The following is a 17,021-nucleotide window of genomic DNA, read 5'->3' on the forward strand; positions in this document are numbered from 1 at the left end:
GCGTGCGTTTATCGCATCTCTTCAGCCGGGGTCACGCCAAGAATACCAAGACCGGCGGAAATGACAACGGCGCTGGCACGGGCAAGGGCGATTTTCGCCGCCGATGCGGCCTCATTGCCCTCCTGCAGGAAGCGCAGGGCCGGCTCGTCATTGCCACGGTTCCACAGGCTGTGCAGGTCCGAGGCGAGATCGTAGAGGTAGAACGCCACCCGGTGCGGCTCGTTCGCGCGCGCCGCGATCTCCAGAAGACGCGGCCATTCGGCGATCTTCTTGACCAGTTCCAGCTCGGACGGATGCCACTCGCCGGACAGATCGACCTCGGCCAGACGTGCGTCGGACATGTCCCAGCCAGCCTCCGCCGCCTTGCGCAGCACCGAGCAGACCCGGGCATGGGCATATTGCACGTAGAAGACCGGGTTGTCCTTGGACTGCTCCAGCACCTTGTCGAAATCGAAATCCAGCGGCGCGTCGTTCTTGCGGGTGAGCATGTGGAAGCGGGTCACATCGGCGCCCGCCTGCTCCACCACGTCGCGCAGCGTCACGAAAGTGCCCGCGCGCTTCGACATCTTGAAGGGCTCGCCATTCTTGAACAGCTTCACCAGCTGGATCAGCTTGATATCAAGCGTCACCTTGCGATCCGACAGCGCCGCGACCGCCGCCTTCATCCGCTTCACATAGCCGCCATGGTCGGCGCCGAAGACGTCGATCAGAAGATCGTAACCACGGTCGATCTTGGTCCAGTGATAGGCGATATCGGGCGCGAAATAGGTCCACGAGCCATCCGATTTCTTCACCGGACGGTCCACGTCATCGCCATAATCGGTCGAGCGGAACAGCGTCTGCTCGCGCTCTTCCCAATCCTCGGGCAGCTTGCCCTTCGGCGGGTCCAGCACGCCCTCGTAGATCAGCCCCAGATCCTCGAGCCGCTTCAGCGCCGCTTCGATCTGGCCGGTGCCGTAGAGCGATTTCTCGGAGGAGAACACATCCATCTTCACGCCGAGACAGGCGAGATCCCCGCGGATCATCTCCATCATCTGCTCGGTCGCGAATTCGCGGATATCTTCGAGCCAGTCTTCCTCGGGCTTGTCGAGCAGGCTCTCGCCATATTTCGCCTTGATCGCCTCGCCGACCGGGATCAGGTAATCGCCCGGGTAAAGCCCCTCGCGGATTTCCGGCTCGAGGCCACAGGCTTCGCGGTAACGCTCGTAAGCGGAGCGGGCGAGCACATCGACCTGCGCGCCGCCATCGTTGATGTAATATTCCCGCGTGACGTCATAGCCCGCGAAGTCCAGCAGGCTCGCCAGCGCATCGCCGAACACGGCCCCGCGCGTATGGCCCACATGCATCGGGCCGGTGGGGTTCGCGGAGACATATTCCACGTTGACCTTCACACCCTTGCCCAGATCGGAACGCCCGTAATCCGCGCCCTCTTTGAGCACGGCGTGTGTCACATCCGCCCAGACCTTCGGATCGAGGCGCAGGTTGATGAAGCCGGGACCGGCCACATCGGCGCTGACGATCCGGTCATCTGCGGCCAGCTTGGTCGCCAGCGTCTCGGCGATGTCGCGCGGCTTCGATTTGGCGGGCTTGGCCAGCACCATCGCGGCGTTCGTCGCCATGTCGCCATGCAGCGGATCGCGCGGGGGTTCCACCGCGACGTTTGCGTAGTCCAGCCTCTCTGGCAGCGCGCCTTCGGAAACCATCTGATCGAGTGCCGCAATCACCGCGGCGCGGATGTCGGAAAACAGGTGCATTCTCATTGTCCTTATTTGCGCTCTCCCCTGCCAGAGCGCGCCGGGCGCGTCAATGGCCCGAGCGCGGGCAGAGCGGGGCCCAAGCGGGGGCCAAGACGACGCGGGCGGCCCGGCATCGCCTGCCGGACCGCCCGAAATCGAACCTTGCGAGAGGATCAGTCCTCGGCGGTGAAGCCCGCAGCCTCGATCCCGGCCACGGCCACCTTGGCGTCATTGTCCGAGGTGTCGCCGGTGACGCCCATCGCGCCGATTACCGCGCCGCTCTCGTCGCGGATCAGCACGCCGCCGGGCACCGGGCAGGTCTTGCCGTCATAGATGCCGTTCACCGCGGCCATGAAATAGGCCTGCGCCTCGGCCCGCGCCATCTGCGCCTTGCCGCCCATGCCCAGCATCACCGCGCCGTAAGCCTTGGCGCGCGCGATCTCGAACCGGCCCGGGGCGGCGCCACCGGCGCGCGCGAATGCCAGCGGGTGGCCGCCCGCATCCAGCACGATCGCCGAGAGCGGTTTCAGTTCGTCTTCCACACCTTGCGCGAGCGCGGTGTCGATCATCTTCTGCGCTTGTTCGAGCGTGATCATGCGCGTTCCTCCTTCACTTGCAGGCGGCGCTGATGCAGCACCGGTTCCGTATAACCCGAGGGCTGGACCGTACCCAAGAAGCACAGATCGCAGGCCGCCTGGAAGGCGAAGCCGTCATAGCCGGGCGCCATCGGGCGGTAGTTCGGGTCGCCCTCGTTCTGGCGGTCGACGACCTTGGCCATCTTGCGCAGCGCCTCCATCACCTGACCCTCGCTGACCAGCCCATGCTCGAGCCAGTTCGCGATCGCCTGGCTGGAAATCCGGCAGGTCGCGCGGTCTTCCATCAGGCCCACGTCGTGGATGTCGGGCACCTTGGAGCAGCCGACACCCTGATCGACCCAGCGCACGACATAGCCGAGGATGCCTTGCGCGTTGTTCTCGATCTCGGTACGGATTTCCTCTTCCGAGTAGTTCTTGCCGCGTGCGAGCGGGATCGTCAGCAGATCGTCGAGCCGCGCAGGACGGTTCATCGCGGCGATCTCCTGCTGGCGACGCTTCACATCGACCTTGTGGTAATGCGTCGCGTGCAGCGTGGCCGCCGTCGGCGACGGCACCCAGGCGCAGTTCGCGCCCGCGAGCGGGTGATTGACCTTGGCCTCGAGCATATCGGCCATCCGGTCGGGCATCGCCCACATGCCTTTACCGATCTGAGCCTTCCCGGCGAGCCCGCAGGCCAGCCCGATATCGACGTTGCGATCCTCATAGGCTTCGATCCACGGCTGGCCCTTCATCTCGCCCTTGGCGAGCATCGGACCGGCCTGCATCGAGGTGTAGATCTCGTCGCCCGTGCGGTCGAGGAAGCCCGTGTTGATGAAGGCCACGCGCTTCTTCGCGGCGCGGATGCATTCCTTGAGATTGACCGAGGTGCGGCGCTCCTCGTCCATGATGCCCAGCTTCACGGTATAGCGCGGCAGGCCCAGAACCTCTTCGACCTTGTCGAAGATCTCGGTCGCGAAGGCGACCTCTTCGGGGCCGTGCATCTTCGGCTTCACCACATAGACCGAGCCGGTAACGGAGTTGCGCGGACCTTCCGTCTTCTTGAGGTCATGCATCGCACAAAGCGTGGTGACCATCGCATCCATCAGCCCCTCGAAGGCTTCTTCGCCGTCGCGGGTCAGGATCGCGGGCGTGGTCATCAGGTGGCCGACATTGCGCACCAGCATCAGCGAACGGCCTTTCAGCGTGATCTTCTCGCCACCGCCGCCGGTGAACTGGTAATCGCCTTCGAGCCGCCGGACCGTCTTCTCGCCGTTCTTCACGACGTTTTCGCGCAGATCGCCTTTCATCAGGCCCAGCCAGTTGCCATAGGCCTGAACCTTGTCCTCGGCATCGACGCAGGCGACCGAGTCCTCGCAATCCATGATCGTGCTGATCGCGGCCTCGAGGATGACATCGGCGATATCGGCGGGATCGGCCTGACCGACTTCGGTGGTCGGGTCGATCTCGATCACGAGATGCAGCCCGTTATTTTCCAGCAGAACCTCGGAGAGCGCGCCCTCGTCGGAGATGTTGAACCCGAGGAACTGCGCCGGATCGGCCAGCCCGGTTTCGCCCACCGCGTTCTCCACGAAGAAGACGCCGTTCTCGACACGCAGCGCGGTCACGCCGGTCCAGCTGCCGCCCGCAAGCGGCACCGCCTCGTCGAGAAATGCCTTCGCGCGCTCGATCACGCGGGCGCCACGTTCGGGGTCATAGCCCTTGCCCTGCGGCAGATCGCCAAGCGCGTCGGTCCCGTAAAGCGCATCGTAGAGGCTGCCCCAGCGCGCATTCGCCGCGTTGAGCGCATAGCGCGCATTGGTGATCGGCACGACGAGCTGCGGACCGCAGACGGTGGCGAATTCGGGATCGGTTTCCGGCGTCTCGATCTTGAAGTCGTCGCCTTCGGGCAGGAGGTAGCCGATCTCTTTCAGGAAGGATTTATAGTCTTCGAAATCAAAGCCTTCGGCGCGGTGATGCGCGTGCCAGTCGTCGAGCTTGGACTGGATCGCCTCGCGCGTCTCCAGCAGCGCACGGTTCTTCTGCCCCTGCGTGTGCAGCAGGTCCGAAAGCCCCTCCCAGAAGCGCTCCGGCGCGACGCCGGTTCCCGGCAAAGCCTGATCCTCGATGAAGGCGGCCAGTTCGACCGCCACCTGCAGTTCGTTACGTGCGACCCGCTGTGCCATTGTGCCCTCCCGGTTTGCTTAGTCGCGTACTAGATGAAACCGCTGAGCGTGAATGTCCAGCGGATTGCCTGTCGCGGGCGAGAAGACGCTAAGACGGTGAAAGGGCGTAAAAAGGCCAGCGGCTCACGGAAACGGGAGCGATGCAGCCGCGCGCGACCCGTCCGAGCTCACTGCTGGATCGGGTCGGCCTGCGTCGCGTCGCCATTGCTTTCAACATTGCCGACACCAGTCGTCTCGGGCGCTTGCGTGGTGGACAGACCAATCCCGTCCAGCGGCTTCGCCGGCGGCTCCGAACGCACGACACCCTCGGTCTCCGGCGCGGGCTGCGTCGTGACCTCGGCCTGACTTGCATCGCTTGCCGCGGGCTCCGAGGTATCTGTGGCCATCGCGATCCAGACCAGGATCACCGCCACGCCCAGCACCGCGACGATCGCGATGCCGATCAGGGCGGGGGCGTGTCTTTTCTTCTGGGTCTTCACATTGGTATCGGGTGCGGACATCGGATGTCCTCCTTCCATCTTTCCAAATTCCATGTCGGGGCGATCGCGACCTCGCGCCAAGCCGCCCCGTTCACCTCAGGTAACGCAACCCACCCGCTTCAGGTTCGTCCGGCCTGCCACGCGTCTCTCAGAGCGGTCCGCGAAACCGCTTTGAAAACCCCGAGCGGGCCAGATACTGTTCCGCCAGCTGCGGGACTGCGACGCCAAGACCGGGTCGCGCCCGCCGAACATCAGAGGCGCGGCTCACGCAAAGGCGAACTTGCTTTCGCACGGGCGCGCGCCACCTGAAATAACCCGAAGTTAATTAGGAATATCGTTAGAATGTCCGCTGAACTGACGGCTGCCGACGCCCCTGCCAAGCGCCTGAGCGACTACCGCCCCTACCCCTTCACCCTCGAGACCGTGCGGCTTGATTTCACGCTCGACCCGGACGCGACCGAAGTGCGCGCGCGCCTCACCTTTTCGCCCCGGCAGGAGGCGGCCGCGCTGGAACTCGATGGCGAAGATCTGGAGCTTGTCTCGGTTGCAGTGGACGGGCGGGCGCTGACGCCGGACGACTATGAACTGACAAAGACAGGCCTGACGATCCCGGCGAACGTTCTGCCCTCGCAGCCCTTCACGCTGGAAACCGTCACGCGGATCGCACCGTCGAAGAATACCGCGCTCGAAGGGCTTTATATGTCCAACGGCATGTATTGCACGCAATGCGAGGCCGAGGGCTTCCGCAAGATCACCTACTACCCGGACCGCCCCGATGTGATGGCGCGCTTCCACGTCACGATCACCGGCGACCAGCCGGTGCTGCTGGCGAATGGCGATCTCGTCGAGAGCCGCGACGGCTATGCCGAATGGGTCGATCCGTGGCCTAAGCCCGCCTATCTCTTCGCGCTGGTCGCGGGCGATCTGCGCGCACATTCGGGTACATTCACCACGATGTCGGGCCGCGAGGTCGCGACGAATATCTGGGTTCGCCCCGGCGACGAGGACCGCTGCGACTTCGCCCTGCAGGCGCTGCACCGTTCTATGCGCTGGGACGAAGAGGCCTATGGGCGCGAATACGACTTGGACATTTTCAACATCGTCGCCGTCGATGACTTCAATATGGGCGCGATGGAGAACAAGGGGTTGAACATTTTCAACTCCAAATGGGTTCTGGCCTCGCCGGAGACCGCCACCGATGCCGATTACGAGCGCATCGAGGGCATCATCGCGCATGAGTATTTCCACAACTGGACCGGCAACCGGATCACCTGCCGCGACTGGTTCCAGCTGTGCCTGAAGGAGGGGCTGACAGTCTATCGCGACCAGCAGTTCACCGGCGACATGCGCGGCCATGCGACGAAGCGGATCGACGACGTCCTCTCGCTGCGCGGACGGCAATTCCGCGAGGATCGCGGCCCGCTCTCGCACCCGCCGCGCCCCGATCATTACCGCGAGATCAACAACTTCTACACCGCGACCGTCTACGAGAAAGGCGCCGAGATCGTGGGGATGCTGCACCGCTTGCTCGGCCACGAGGGCTATCGCGCCGCGCTTGATCTCTATTTCGAGCGCCATGACGGGCAAGCCTGCACGATCGAGGACTGGCTGAAGGTCTTCGAGGACAGCTCGGGCCGAGATCTGAGCCAGTTCAAGCGCTGGTATACCGATGCGGGCACGCCGACCCTGCGGGTGCGCGATAGTTTCAAGGACGGCACATACACGCTTGAATTCGAACAGGAAACGCGCCCCACGCCGGGCCAGACGGAAAAACTTCCGCGCCACATTCCGATTGAAGTCGGCCTTCTGTCCGAGAATGGCGACGAGGTCGTGCCCTCCACCGTTCTGGAAATGACCGAGGCGAAACAGAGCTTCACCTTCGACGGGCTCGCGACGCGCCCGGTACCCTCGATCCTGCGCGACTTTTCCGCCCCCGTGCGGCTGGAGCGCGACGCCGACACGTCCGAACTGGCCTTCCTGCTGACCCATGACCGCGACCCGTTCAACCGCTGGGAGGCGGGGCGCGCGCTGGCCCAGAAAGTGCTGATCGGGCGAGTACTGGGACAGGAAACCGACGCGTCCTTCTCCGATGCGATCGGGGCGCTGCTGCGCGACGAGACCGCCGATCCGGCCTTCCGTGCGCTGTGCCTGAACCTGCCCTCCGAGGACAGCATCGCGCAGGCGCTCTACGATCAGGGCGAGACGCCCGATCCGGCTGCGATCTACGCGGCACGCGAAGGGCTCGCCCGCGATCTGGCGAGCGCGCACAAGACGCTTCTGGCCGAGATCTTCACCAGCACCGAAGCGAGGGGCCCCTATAGCTCCGATCCCGAGCAGGCCGGTCCGCGGGCGCTGCGCCTTGCGGTCCTGCGACTCCTGAACCGCATCGACGGTGGGGCTCGGGCGGGGGCGCTTTTTGCCTCGGCGGAGAACATGACCGAAAGCCTCGGCGCGCTCGCAGCACTGGTGCAGACCGGGCAGGACGCCGCCGCCATGGCCGAATTCCGCGACCGCTGGCAGGGCGACCGGCTGGTGATGGACAAGTGGTTCCTCGTCCAGCTTGCCAATTGCCCGCCAGAGATGGCGCTGGAGCGCGCCGAGGCGCTGACCGGCGATCCGCTCTTCACGTGGAAGACGCCGAACCGCTTCCGCGCGCTGATGGCGGGACTGTCGGGCAATCACGCGGGGTTCCACCGCGCGGACGGGGCGAGCTATCGCTTCTATGCCGACTGGCTCCTGAAGCTCGATCCGGTCAATCCGCAGGTCGCCGCCCGCATGTCCACCGCTTTCGAGACGTGGACGCGCTATGACGAAGGCCGGCGCGAGAAGATGCGCAGCGAGCTGGAGCGGATCGCCGCTCAGCCGGGCCTCAGCCGCGACCTGTCGGAGATGACGCAGCGTCTGTTGGGCTGATTTCCGCTCAGCGCCCGCAGGCGCGCCCATCTCACCACGGATTGGCCGTATTTTCGGCCCATCCGTGCCGGGTTCTCGCGCTACGAAACGCGGACGCCCGCGCCTTGCGGGCGTTACGCAATTTCGCGGATGGGCTCGACCATGGACGACAATGAATTTGAATACCGACACCAGGCCCGCCGGGCGGGAGGTTATCTCGCCCTCGCCTTCGGGATGGCGCTGCTTTACAGCGCAATGAAACTGACCGCGACGACATGGATTCATGTCGCTGCGTGGATCTATCTCGCCCTCACTTTGTACAAGCTGATGCGCAACCGCTCGGGGCTGCTGCGGATCACGCCAGCGCGAATGGAGGTCTATCGCAACGGGCGGCAATTGGGCACGTTCCCGCTTGCGCAGATCGACTCGGCGCGGCTGCGGCGGCGCAAGCTAGCGGGCGACGAATGCATGGTCACGCTGCGCGACGGGCGTCGCGCCTACCTGCCGCGCGAGGCCACGCCGCCGCTCGACCGGCTCAGCGCGATTTTCGAATCCTATGGGGTGCCGGTGGTCTGATCCCTAATCCGGGGCGGTCGCCCTCTTGCTCCCGCCCCTGCCCTGTCCTAGAAGCTTGCCCAAGCCTTTACTGACAGGATGTGGACATGCTCGACCATCTCGAATTCCAAGCCCCCGAACCCAAGGTCATTGCCGGTGCCAAATCGGATTGGGAGCTGGTGATCGGGCTTGAAGTCCACGCGCAGGTAGCCTCGAAAGCCAAGCTGTTCTCGGGCGCCTCGACCAAATTCGGTGCAGAGCCGAACTCGAACGTGGCCTTCGTCGACGCGGCGATGCCCGGCATGCTGCCGGTGATCAACGAGTTCTGCGTGGCGCAAGCCGTGCGCACCGGGCTCGGCCTCAAAGCCGATATCAACCTGCGCTCGGCCTTCGACCGGAAGAACTATTTCTACCCGGACCTGCCGCAAGGCTACCAGATTTCGCAGCTCTACCACCCCATCGTGGGCGAGGGCGAAATCATCGTCGACATGGGCCCGGGCGTCGCCCGAAAGGTCCGCATCGAACGTATCCACCTCGAGCAGGACGCGGGCAAGTCGATCCACGACATGGACCCGCATATGTCCTTCGTGGACCTCAACCGCACCGGTGTCGCGCTGATGGAAATCGTCTCGCGCCCCGATATTCGCGGCCCCGAGGAAGCGGCGGCCTATGTCGGCAAGCTGCGCCAGATCCTGCGCTATCTGGGCACCTGCGACGGCAACATGCAAAACGGCAACCTGCGCGCGGACGTTAACGTCTCGATCTGCAAGCCGGGCGCTTACGAGAAATATCAGGAAACGCAGGATTTCTCGCATCTGGGCACCCGCTGCGAGATCAAGAACATGAACTCGATGCGCTTCATCCAACAGGCGATCGAATACGAGGCGCGTCGCCAGATCGCCATCGTCGAAGACGGCGGCGAAGTGGTGCAGGAGACCCGCCTCTACGATCCGGACAAGGGCGAGACGCGCTCGATGCGTTCGAAGGAAGAGGCGCATGATTACCGCTACTTCCCCTGCCCCGACCTGCTGCCGCTCGAGATCGAGCAGGCCTGGGTCGACGATATCGGCGCCTCGATGCCCGAACTGCCCGACGAGAAGAAGGCGCGCTTCGTCAAGGAGCTGGGCCTGTCGGAATATGACGCCTCGGTGCTGACCGCAGAGGTCGAGAACGCGAATTACTTCGAGGCTGTGGTGGCCGAGGCCGGTGACGGCAAGCTCGCCGCGAACTGGGTCATCAACGAGCTCTTCGGTCGCCTGAAGAAGGAAGACCACGACATCTCGTCGAGCCCGGTCGATGCCGCGCAGCTTGGCGCGATCATCCGGCTGATCAAGTCCGACAAGATCTCGGGCAAGATCGCGAAGGACCTCTTCGAGATCGTCTATACCGAAGGCGGCGACCCCGAGAAGATCGTGGAAGAGCGCGGCATGATTCAGGTCACCGATACGGGCGCCATCGAGGCCGCCGTGGACGAGGTGATCGCTGCGAACCCCGAGCAGGTCGAGAAGGCCAAGGCCAACCCGAAGCTCGCTGGCTGGTTCGTCGGTCAGGTCATCAAGGCCTCGGGCGGCAAGGCCAACCCCAAGGCGGTCAACCAGATCGTCGCGCAGAAGCTGGGGCTGTAAGCCTCGCGAACAATTCCGATCAAGGCGCCTTCGGGCGCCTTTTTCATGTCCGCCCGGAAAGAATTCGGGAACAAGTCTTCGCGCTTGTGGCTTGGGGAGACGCGCCCTAGGCTCACGCGGGCGTGATTGGGAAAGGGTTTGCGATGAGTGGCTTGCTGGCATTGCTGGATGACGTGGCGGGGATCGCCAAAGTGGCGGCGACCTCCATCGACGACGCGGCAGGTCAGGCGGCCAAGGCAGGCTCGAAAGCCGCTGGCGCGCTGATCGACGATGCCGCCGTGACGCCGAAATATGTCCACGGCTTCAAGCCCGCCCGCGAATTGCCGATCGTCGGGAAAATCGCGCTCGGCTCGATCAAGAACAAGCTGATCTTCCTGCTGCCAGCGGCGCTGCTGCTCTCTGCCTTCGCGCCGTGGCTGATCACGCCCTTGCTGATGCTGGGCGGCTCCTACCTGTGTTTTGAGGGCGCGGAGAAGGTCTATCACCTGTTCAAACCGCATGAGCCCGATGCCGAGGGCCATGTCGCCGCAGAAACCGCCGACCATCTCGAGGAAAAGCGCGTCAAATCCGCGGTGAAGACCGATTTCATCCTCTCCGCCGAGATCATGACGATCGGCCTCGCCGCCCTGCCCTCGGGCCAGCCGATCTGGATGGAGGCGATTGCGCTCGCGATCATCGGGATCGGCGTGACGGTGGTGGTCTATGGCTCGGTCGCTCTGATCGTGAAAGCCGATGATGCGGGGCTCTGGCTGGCCGAGAATGGCAAGCTCGGACCTACGCGCGCACTCGGGCGTGGCATCGTGCATGTGATGCCCAGATTGATGCAATTGCTGATGATCGTCGGCACCGCCGCGATGATCTGGGTCGGCGGCAATATCGTGCTGCACGGTCTGGCAGAGCTTGGCTGGCACGCGCCCTACGACTGGATCCACCATCAGGCCGAGGCCGCAGCCCATGCGGCAGGCACCGCCGAAGGCTTCGTCAGCTGGGCCGTCACCGCGTTCTTCGACGGCATCTTCGGGTTGATCTACGGTCTGGTCCTGATCCCCGTCGTCACCCGGATCATCCAGCCGATCTACCGCGCCGTCACCGGCAAGGAAAAGCCCGCGCACTGAGCGCAAGCGGACAGGTTGAGGCCACCCGCGCCGCCCGATAGGCTGGGCGCGAACAGATCGCAGGGAGCGCAGATGACCGAGTATTTCGAGACCCAAGAAGGCCGCCGCATCGCCTATAATCTGACGCCGGGCAAAGGGCCGGGCGTGGTGTTCCTCGGCGGGTTCAAATCCGACATGGAAGGCACGAAGGCGCTGGCGCTCGAGGACTGGGCCAAGCGCGAAGGCCGCGCCTTCCTGCGCTTCGACTATTCCGGCCACGGTGTCTCGGGCGGGGAATTCGAGGACGGCGCGATCGGCGACTGGTTCGAAGATGCGCGCGACGTGATCATGGCCAAGCCCGAAGGCCCGCAGATCCTCGTGGGCTCCTCGATGGGCGGCTGGATCTCGCTCCTGATGGCGCGCGAACACCCGGAGAAAGTCGCGGGCCTCGTCACCATCGCCGCCGCCCCCGATTTCACCGAAGACGGCTATTGGGCGAGCTTCGACAAGGAAACCCGGCACAAGCTGGAGAGCGAAGGCTCCATCGCCATTCCGTCGGATTACGGCGAGCCCTATGTCATCACGCGCCGCCTGATCAACGAGGGCCGCGAGCGGCTGGTGCTGCGCAGCCCGCTGGCGCTGCCCTTCCCCACGCGCTTCTTGCAAGGCACCGCCGACGAGGCCGTCAGCACCGAGACCGCGATCCGCCTGCTGGAGCATGCCGAGGGCGCGGACATGCGCCTGACCCTGGTCAAAGGCGCCGATCACCGCTTCTCGGACCCCGATTGCCTCGCGCTGATCGAGACCGCGCTGGCGGAGGTGCTCGCCCGGCTGTGATCCGCTGCTTGCGGCATTTCGATTTGCTTGACCTCGACCCTTGCGGCACACTCGACGCGAGAAGCGCGAAAACGCGCCGCGATTGAGGTTTCGAGCGATGCCAAGCGACCCGCTGGTCTTTCTTCCCGGTTTCATGTGCGACGCACGGCTGTTCTGGCACCCGCTGCAGGAACTGTCCTCCGAGCGCTCGGTGATGGTGGCGCGGCTGCGTGGCGCGACGATCGAGGAGATGGCGCAGACCGTGCTCGACGAGGCCCCGCCGCAATTCGCGCTGGTCGGGCATTGGCTGGGCGCGGTCGTCGCAATCGAGATCCTGCGCCGCGCCCCCGACCGGGTGAGCCAAGTCGCGCTGCTCGACGTCTCCCCCCTGCCCGAGATGCCGCAGATCGCCGCCGCGCGAGAGACCCGGATCGTGAAGGCGCTCACCGGGCGGCTCGACGAGATGATGCTGGAAGAAATCCCCGCCGAGAGCCTCGCCCCCGATCCCGGCCGCGCCGAGATTCAGGCGATGATGCTGGAGATGGCGGCAGGCTTGGGCGCCGACACGTTCGAGGCGCAATCGCGCGCCCTGATGCGCCGCCCCGACCTGCAACGCACGCTGCGCGCCACGAAAACCCGCGCGCTGCTGATGTGCGGCGAATACGACAAGATCTGCCCGCCGCGCCGCCACGAATTCCTCGCCGAGCTGATGCCCCACGCCGAATTCCGCCTGATCCTCGGCGCAGGCCACCTGAGCCCGCTGGAGCAGCCCGAGAAGATCACCCAAGGCCTGCGCGACTGGCTGGAGGCGCCGTTATTGCTGGCGTGAGAACGCAACAACCTTCGGGGCTTCGACTTTCCGGGTCCCACGGCATTTGGGGAAATTCGTACAGCCCATGAAGACGTCATTCGTCTTCTTGCTACGACGCTCGACCATCGCGGATCCGCATCGCGGGCACGCATCTGTCGAAGCCTGCGCTTCCACTCGCGTCCTGACGTTCTTGATGTGCTGCTGCGTGGTCCTCAAACCCCGCTCGAACCGCCGGCTTTCCAACGCCTGACATAGCGCCTCAACCTCACTCTCCGTGAGTATCACTTGGTGCGGAGACTTCAGAAAGCTGAGCATCGAGTTCCGCCGCCAGTAAACGCTGGAAGGAAACTCGGTTTTCGGGACCGCCCCACCAACGAAGACGACAACCCCCTGAACCTTGCTGCCATCTACACCAAGACACTCTTCGATCGCTTTGATGTGCTTGTAGTTTTGCCGCAGTGGATTCTGAAACTTGGTCTTTTTCTTATAGAGAACCTGCGTCCACTGAGATTGCCTCTCCGCACCGAATATCCAACCGCTCATGTTCTTGGTCTCGATCACGAACACGCCGCTCCGCGATATGAGGACATGATCGATCTGCGTCGTTCCGTCCTTCACGGGCAGGGTCACATCATCGAAGAGATGCATGCCCCTCTCTTCAGCTAGTTTCTTAAGTCCTTTGCTGACGTAAACCTCTCCGATGAACCCCTTGAAACGGGGGAATTTTACGATCGCAACTAAGAGGAGGAGAAGCAGTACAACGGGGAAAAACAATGCGTCCATAATCTCGGTCTCAAAAAATCCAAGTGATTTTCCGATCATGCGCCGAAACCCGTCAAAACGATGGCGATACCGCGAATAAAAAAGCGCTGCCGAAGCAGCGCTTTCCTAAAACTCTCGCGTGGAGTGAGATCACCCCGCCTCGGCCGTCTTCACCTTCTTCTTGCGGATCGGCGTGACCGTCGCGGGCTTCCCTTTACCGGGCGCCGGGTTGTCGGCGTTCTCGTCGATGAAATCGAGGACCAGCGGGCGGATGTTGTTGCGCCAATGCGACCCTGCGAAGATGCCGTAATGGCCTGCGCCGGGCTCGAGGTGTTGTTGTTTCATCGAATCCGGCACGCCCGAGCACAGGTCGAGCGCGGCGACGCACTGGCCGGGGGCGGAGATGTCGTCTTTCTCGCCCTCCACGGTCTTCACCGCGACCTTGGTGATCTTCGAGATATCGACCATCTTGCCAGCAACCTCGAAGCGGTTCTGGGCGATCTCGAGGCCCTTGAAGATCCGCTCCACCGTCGAGAGGTAGAACTCCGCCGTCATGTCCATCACCGCGAGATACTCGTCGTAGAAGCGGTAATGCTTGTCATGCTCGGAGCCTTCGCCCTGCGCCTCGCTCCATATCTTTTCCTGGAAGGCCTGCGCGTGCTTGTCCATGTTCATCGAGATGAACGAGGCGAGCTGCATCAGGCCCGGATAGACCAGACGGCCCGCGCCCTTGTATTTGAAGCCGACGCGCTGGATCACCATCTGCTCGAGCTGGCCCATCGTGACGCGGCGCCCGAAATCGGTGACCTCGGTCGCCTTCGCGTCGGGATCGATCGGCCCGCCGATCAGAGTCAGCGTGCGCGGCTGCGCGGCAGGGTCTTCGGCGGCCAGATAAGCGGTTGCGGCCAGCGCGAGCGGTGCCGGCTGACACACGGCGATCACGTTGCAGTCAGGGCCCATCTTCTTCATGAAATCGACAAGGTAGAGGGTGTAGTCCTCGATATCGAACTTGCCTTCGGAAACGGGGATGTCGCGCGCATTATGCCAATCGGTCACCCAAACGTCCGCATCGGGCAGCAGCGAGGCCACGGTCGAGCGCAGAAGCGTCGCGTAATGGCCCGACATCGGCGCCACCAGCAGGATGCGGCGCTCCATCGGCTCGCGGCCATGGACGTTGAAATGCACGAGGCTGCCGAAGGGCTTGTCGAGCACGGTCTCGACCTCGACGAGGTGATCGCGCCCGTCCTCGGCCGCGATCGAATGGATGCCCCAGTCGGGCTTGATCACCATCCGTGCGAACGAACGCTCCGTCACGCGGCCCCAGGCCGACATGATCTTGAACATCGGATGCGGGGCGAGACCCCAGACCGGGTAGGACGCCATGGCGCGCGCCGAGGCGCCCATCCACTCGTTCGTGTTCCTGAAGGTTTCCATCAGGTCGTAGGACATGATCGTTTTCATATGCAACTCCTCGGGGCGGGCCACGCACTCACTCGGCAATGGAAACGCCGCTTTACCCCAAGACTGCGGCGATATTATGCTGGTGCAGAGGATAGGGAGGAATATCATTTATGACAACCGAGGAGACGGACAAAATTGCTGCATCGCAGAAGATGCAGGACAACCTCGCCCGCATCGAAGAACTGACCGAGCGCATGGTCGATGCGATCGCGCATAAGCGACCGATGAACCCGGCCCTCGAAGGCCCCGGCGCCGATCTCTACATGACGTCCTCTGCCGCCATGATGAACGAGTGGCTCGAAAAGCCCTCGAAAATCCTCGAAGCCCAGGTGAATTACTGGGGTCAGGCGATGAAGCATTACCTCGAAGCGCAGGAGGCGCTCGCCAAGGGCGCGTTCCGCCCGCCGGAAGATCCCGGCCCGTCCGATCCGCGCTTCGCCAATCCGCTCTGGGACAGCCACCCCTATTTCAACTACATCAAACAGCAGTATCTGATCGCGGCCAAAGGCGTGAAAGAGGCGGTCGACAAGCTCGACGATCTCGATCCGGTGGACCGTCAGCGACTGAACTACTTCTCGCGCCAGATCATCGACCTGATGGCGCCGACGAATTTCCTCGCCACCAACCCCGACGCGCTGGAGAAGGCGATCGAGACCGAAGGCGAGAGCCTCGTGAAAGGGCTCGAGAACCTCGTGCGCGACATTGAGGCGAACCGCGGCGATCTGCTGGTGACGCTGGCCGACAAGGACGCCTTCACCGTGGGCGAGAATATCGGCACCGCCGAGGGCGCGGTGGTCTATCGCAACCGCCTATTCGAGCTGATCCAGTACACGCCGACCACCGAGAAGGTTCACAAGACCCCGCTGGTGATCTTCCCGCCCTGGATCAACCGTTTCTACATCATGGACCTGAAGCCGCAGAACTCACTGATCCGCTGGATCGTCGATCAGGGCTTCACCCTCTTCGTGGTGAGCTGGAAGAACCCCGACCAGAGCTATGCCGATGTCGGCATGGATGACTACGTGCAGGAAGGCTATCTGACCGCGATCGACGAGGTGAAGAAGATCACCGGCGAGAAGAAGGTCAACGCGGTCGGCTACTGCATCGCGGGCACCACGCTGTCGCTGACGCTGGGCCTTCTGAACAAGCGCAAGGACAAGTCGATCAACTCGGCCACATTCTTCACCACGCTCACCGACTTCTCGGATCAGGGCGAATTCGCGGTCTTCCTGCAGGACGATTTCGTCGACGGGATCGAGCGGCAATGCAAGGCCGACGGGGTGCTCGACAGCTACTTCATGTCGCGCACCTTCTCCTACCTGCGCTCGAACGACCTGATCTATCGGCCCGCGATCCGCAGCTACATGATGGGGGAATCCCCGCCCGCCTTCGACCTGCTGTTCTGGAACGGCGACTCGACGAACCTGCCGGGCAAGATGGCGGTCGAGTATCTGCGCGGGCTCTGCCAGAAGGACCGCTTCGCGCGCGACGGCTTTGAGGTGCTGGGCGAGACGGTCAAGGTCTCGGACGTGAATGTGCCGCTGATGGCCATCGCCTGCGAAACCGACCACATCGCGCCCTGGGTCGCGTCCTTCAACGGGGTCGCGAAGATGGGATCGAAGGACAAGACCTTCATCCTGTCGCAGTCGGGCCATATCGCCGGGATCGTGAACCCGCCCAGCAAGAAGAAATATGGCCACTACACCTCTGAGGCGCCGGTCGCGAATCCCAACGAGTGGAAAGCGCAGGCGGAGTTCCACGAGGGAAGCTGGTGGCCGCGCTGGGGCGAATGGCTGGCCAAGAAGTCCGGCGCGATGGTGCCCGCACGCCAGCCCGGCGATGCAGATCACCCGGTTTTGGCTGATGCGCCCGGCACTTATGTAAAAGAGATAGTTAAGATATAACTTTCCCGCTTGGGTTGAAAGTTTCTGCGGCGCAGCAATTCTCCTCTTGAAATGCTGCGTCGCAGCATGTATATACGTTGCGTAACCCAAAGGGCCCCGCCAACGTTCCAGACCACGGGCCCCAACCC

General features: G+C 63.6%; 13 protein-coding genes. 7 read left to right on the top strand and 6 right to left on the bottom strand.

Annotation, left to right across the window (positions count from 1 at the left end):
• Positions 1–8 precede the first annotated feature (8 nt).
• The 4 genes from argS to BMI87_RS17085 all read right to left on the bottom strand — a co-directional run bounded on the left by argS (position 9) and on the right by BMI87_RS17085 (position 4,994).
• Complete coding sequence (gene argS / locus BMI87_RS17070; RefSeq protein WP_078522823.1) at positions 9–1,754, bottom strand: arginine--tRNA ligase; 1,746 nt, start codon at positions 1,752–1,754, stop codon at positions 9–11.
• A gap of 155 nt (positions 1,755–1,909) precedes the next feature.
• Positions 1,910–2,332: a heme-binding protein gene (locus BMI87_RS17075; protein ID WP_078522824.1), complete on the bottom strand. Its 423-nt coding sequence runs from the start codon at positions 2,330–2,332 to the stop codon at positions 1,910–1,912.
• Complete coding sequence (locus tag BMI87_RS17080) at positions 2,329–4,494, bottom strand: malate synthase G (protein WP_078522825.1); 2,166 nt, start codon at positions 4,492–4,494, stop codon at positions 2,329–2,331. The genes BMI87_RS17075 and BMI87_RS17080 overlap by 4 nt, the downstream gene beginning before the upstream one ends.
• A 167-nt stretch (positions 4,495–4,661) precedes the next feature.
• Positions 4,662–4,994, bottom strand: a complete 333-nt coding sequence (locus tag BMI87_RS17085) for a hypothetical protein (protein WP_078522826.1) — start codon at positions 4,992–4,994, stop codon at positions 4,662–4,664.
• A gap of 321 nt (positions 4,995–5,315) precedes the next feature.
• On the opposite strand from BMI87_RS17085, the gene pepN reads away from it, so the two are divergent.
• From pepN to BMI87_RS17115, 6 genes are all read left to right on the top strand, one after another.
• The gene (pepN, locus tag BMI87_RS17090) at positions 5,316–7,886 is read left to right on the top strand and encodes an aminopeptidase N (protein WP_078522827.1); all 2,571 of its coding nucleotides are present in this window, start codon (positions 5,316–5,318) and stop codon (positions 7,884–7,886) included.
• A gap of 141 nt (positions 7,887–8,027) precedes the next feature.
• Positions 8,028–8,441 (top strand): hypothetical protein, encoded by a 414-nt coding sequence (locus BMI87_RS17095; protein WP_078547441.1) that lies wholly within the window; start codon positions 8,028–8,030, stop codon positions 8,439–8,441.
• An 86-nt stretch (positions 8,442–8,527) separates the two neighbouring features.
• Positions 8,528–10,045: an Asp-tRNA(Asn)/Glu-tRNA(Gln) amidotransferase subunit GatB gene (gene gatB, locus BMI87_RS17100; RefSeq protein ID WP_078522829.1), complete on the top strand. Its 1,518-nt coding sequence runs from the start codon at positions 8,528–8,530 to the stop codon at positions 10,043–10,045.
• 143 nt (positions 10,046–10,188) lie between these two features.
• Positions 10,189–11,160 (top strand): DUF808 domain-containing protein, encoded by a 972-nt coding sequence (locus tag BMI87_RS17105; protein WP_078522830.1) that lies wholly within the window; start codon positions 10,189–10,191, stop codon positions 11,158–11,160.
• A 72-nt stretch (positions 11,161–11,232) separates the two neighbouring features.
• Entirely contained in the window at positions 11,233–11,976 is a 744-nt protein-coding gene (locus tag BMI87_RS17110; RefSeq protein ID WP_078522831.1) for a carboxylesterase, read from the top strand.
• 97 nt (positions 11,977–12,073) lie between these two features.
• On the top strand, positions 12,074–12,784 hold the full coding sequence (locus BMI87_RS17115) for an alpha/beta fold hydrolase (RefSeq protein ID WP_078522832.1): 711 nt from the start codon (positions 12,074–12,076) through the stop codon (positions 12,782–12,784).
• Here the strand turns inward: BMI87_RS17115 and BMI87_RS17120 are convergent.
• Both BMI87_RS17120 and phaZ read right to left on the bottom strand, forming a co-directional pair.
• Positions 12,770–13,588: an NERD domain-containing protein gene (locus BMI87_RS17120; protein WP_078522833.1), complete on the bottom strand. Its 819-nt coding sequence runs from the start codon at positions 13,586–13,588 to the stop codon at positions 12,770–12,772. The genes BMI87_RS17115 and BMI87_RS17120 overlap by 15 nt on opposite strands.
• Before the next feature lie 90 nt (positions 13,589–13,678).
• Positions 13,679–14,989: a polyhydroxyalkanoate depolymerase gene (phaZ, locus tag BMI87_RS17125; protein ID WP_078522834.1), complete on the bottom strand. Its 1,311-nt coding sequence runs from the start codon at positions 14,987–14,989 to the stop codon at positions 13,679–13,681.
• 110 nt (positions 14,990–15,099) lie between these two features.
• Here phaZ and phaC point away from each other — a divergent pair, with 110 nt between their 5' ends.
• Entirely contained in the window at positions 15,100–16,893 is a 1,794-nt protein-coding gene (phaC, locus tag BMI87_RS17130; RefSeq protein ID WP_078522835.1) for a class I poly(R)-hydroxyalkanoic acid synthase, read from the top strand.
• Positions 16,894–17,021 lie beyond the last annotated feature (128 nt).

Source organism: Thioclava sp. F28-4 (assembly GCF_002020045.1).
In the GTDB taxonomy this organism is placed as follows: domain Bacteria; phylum Pseudomonadota; class Alphaproteobacteria; order Rhodobacterales; family Rhodobacteraceae; genus Thioclava; species Thioclava sediminum.

What these genes read in the sequence shown, in the direction of transcription:
- BMI87_RS17110 (WP_078522831.1), top strand. Translation starts at nt 11,233, where the DNA reads ATGACCGAGTATTTCGAGACCCAAGAAGGCCGCCGCATCGCCTATAAT.
- BMI87_RS17080 (WP_078522825.1), bottom strand. Translation starts at nt 4,494, where the DNA reads ATGGCACAGCGGGTCGCACGTAACGAACTGCAGGTGGCGGTCGAACTG.
- BMI87_RS17105 (WP_078522830.1), top strand. Translation starts at nt 10,189, where the DNA reads ATGAGTGGCTTGCTGGCATTGCTGGATGACGTGGCGGGGATCGCCAAA.
- phaC (WP_078522835.1), top strand. Translation starts at nt 15,100, where the DNA reads ATGACAACCGAGGAGACGGACAAAATTGCTGCATCGCAGAAGATGCAG.
- phaZ (WP_078522834.1), bottom strand. Translation starts at nt 14,989, where the DNA reads ATGAAAACGATCATGTCCTACGACCTGATGGAAACCTTCAGGAACACG.
- argS (WP_078522823.1), bottom strand. Translation starts at nt 1,754, where the DNA reads ATGCACCTGTTTTCCGACATCCGCGCCGCGGTGATTGCGGCACTCGAT.
- BMI87_RS17095 (WP_078547441.1), top strand. Translation starts at nt 8,028, where the DNA reads ATGGACGACAATGAATTTGAATACCGACACCAGGCCCGCCGGGCGGGA.
- gatB (WP_078522829.1), top strand. Translation starts at nt 8,528, where the DNA reads ATGCTCGACCATCTCGAATTCCAAGCCCCCGAACCCAAGGTCATTGCC.
- BMI87_RS17120 (WP_078522833.1), bottom strand. Translation starts at nt 13,588, where the DNA reads ATGATCGGAAAATCACTTGGATTTTTTGAGACCGAGATTATGGACGCA.
- BMI87_RS17085 (WP_078522826.1), bottom strand. Translation starts at nt 4,994, where the DNA reads ATGTCCGCACCCGATACCAATGTGAAGACCCAGAAGAAAAGACACGCC.
- BMI87_RS17075 (WP_078522824.1), bottom strand. Translation starts at nt 2,332, where the DNA reads ATGATCACGCTCGAACAAGCGCAGAAGATGATCGACACCGCGCTCGCG.
- pepN (WP_078522827.1), top strand. Translation starts at nt 5,316, where the DNA reads ATGTCCGCTGAACTGACGGCTGCCGACGCCCCTGCCAAGCGCCTGAGC.
- BMI87_RS17115 (WP_078522832.1), top strand. Translation starts at nt 12,074, where the DNA reads ATGCCAAGCGACCCGCTGGTCTTTCTTCCCGGTTTCATGTGCGACGCA.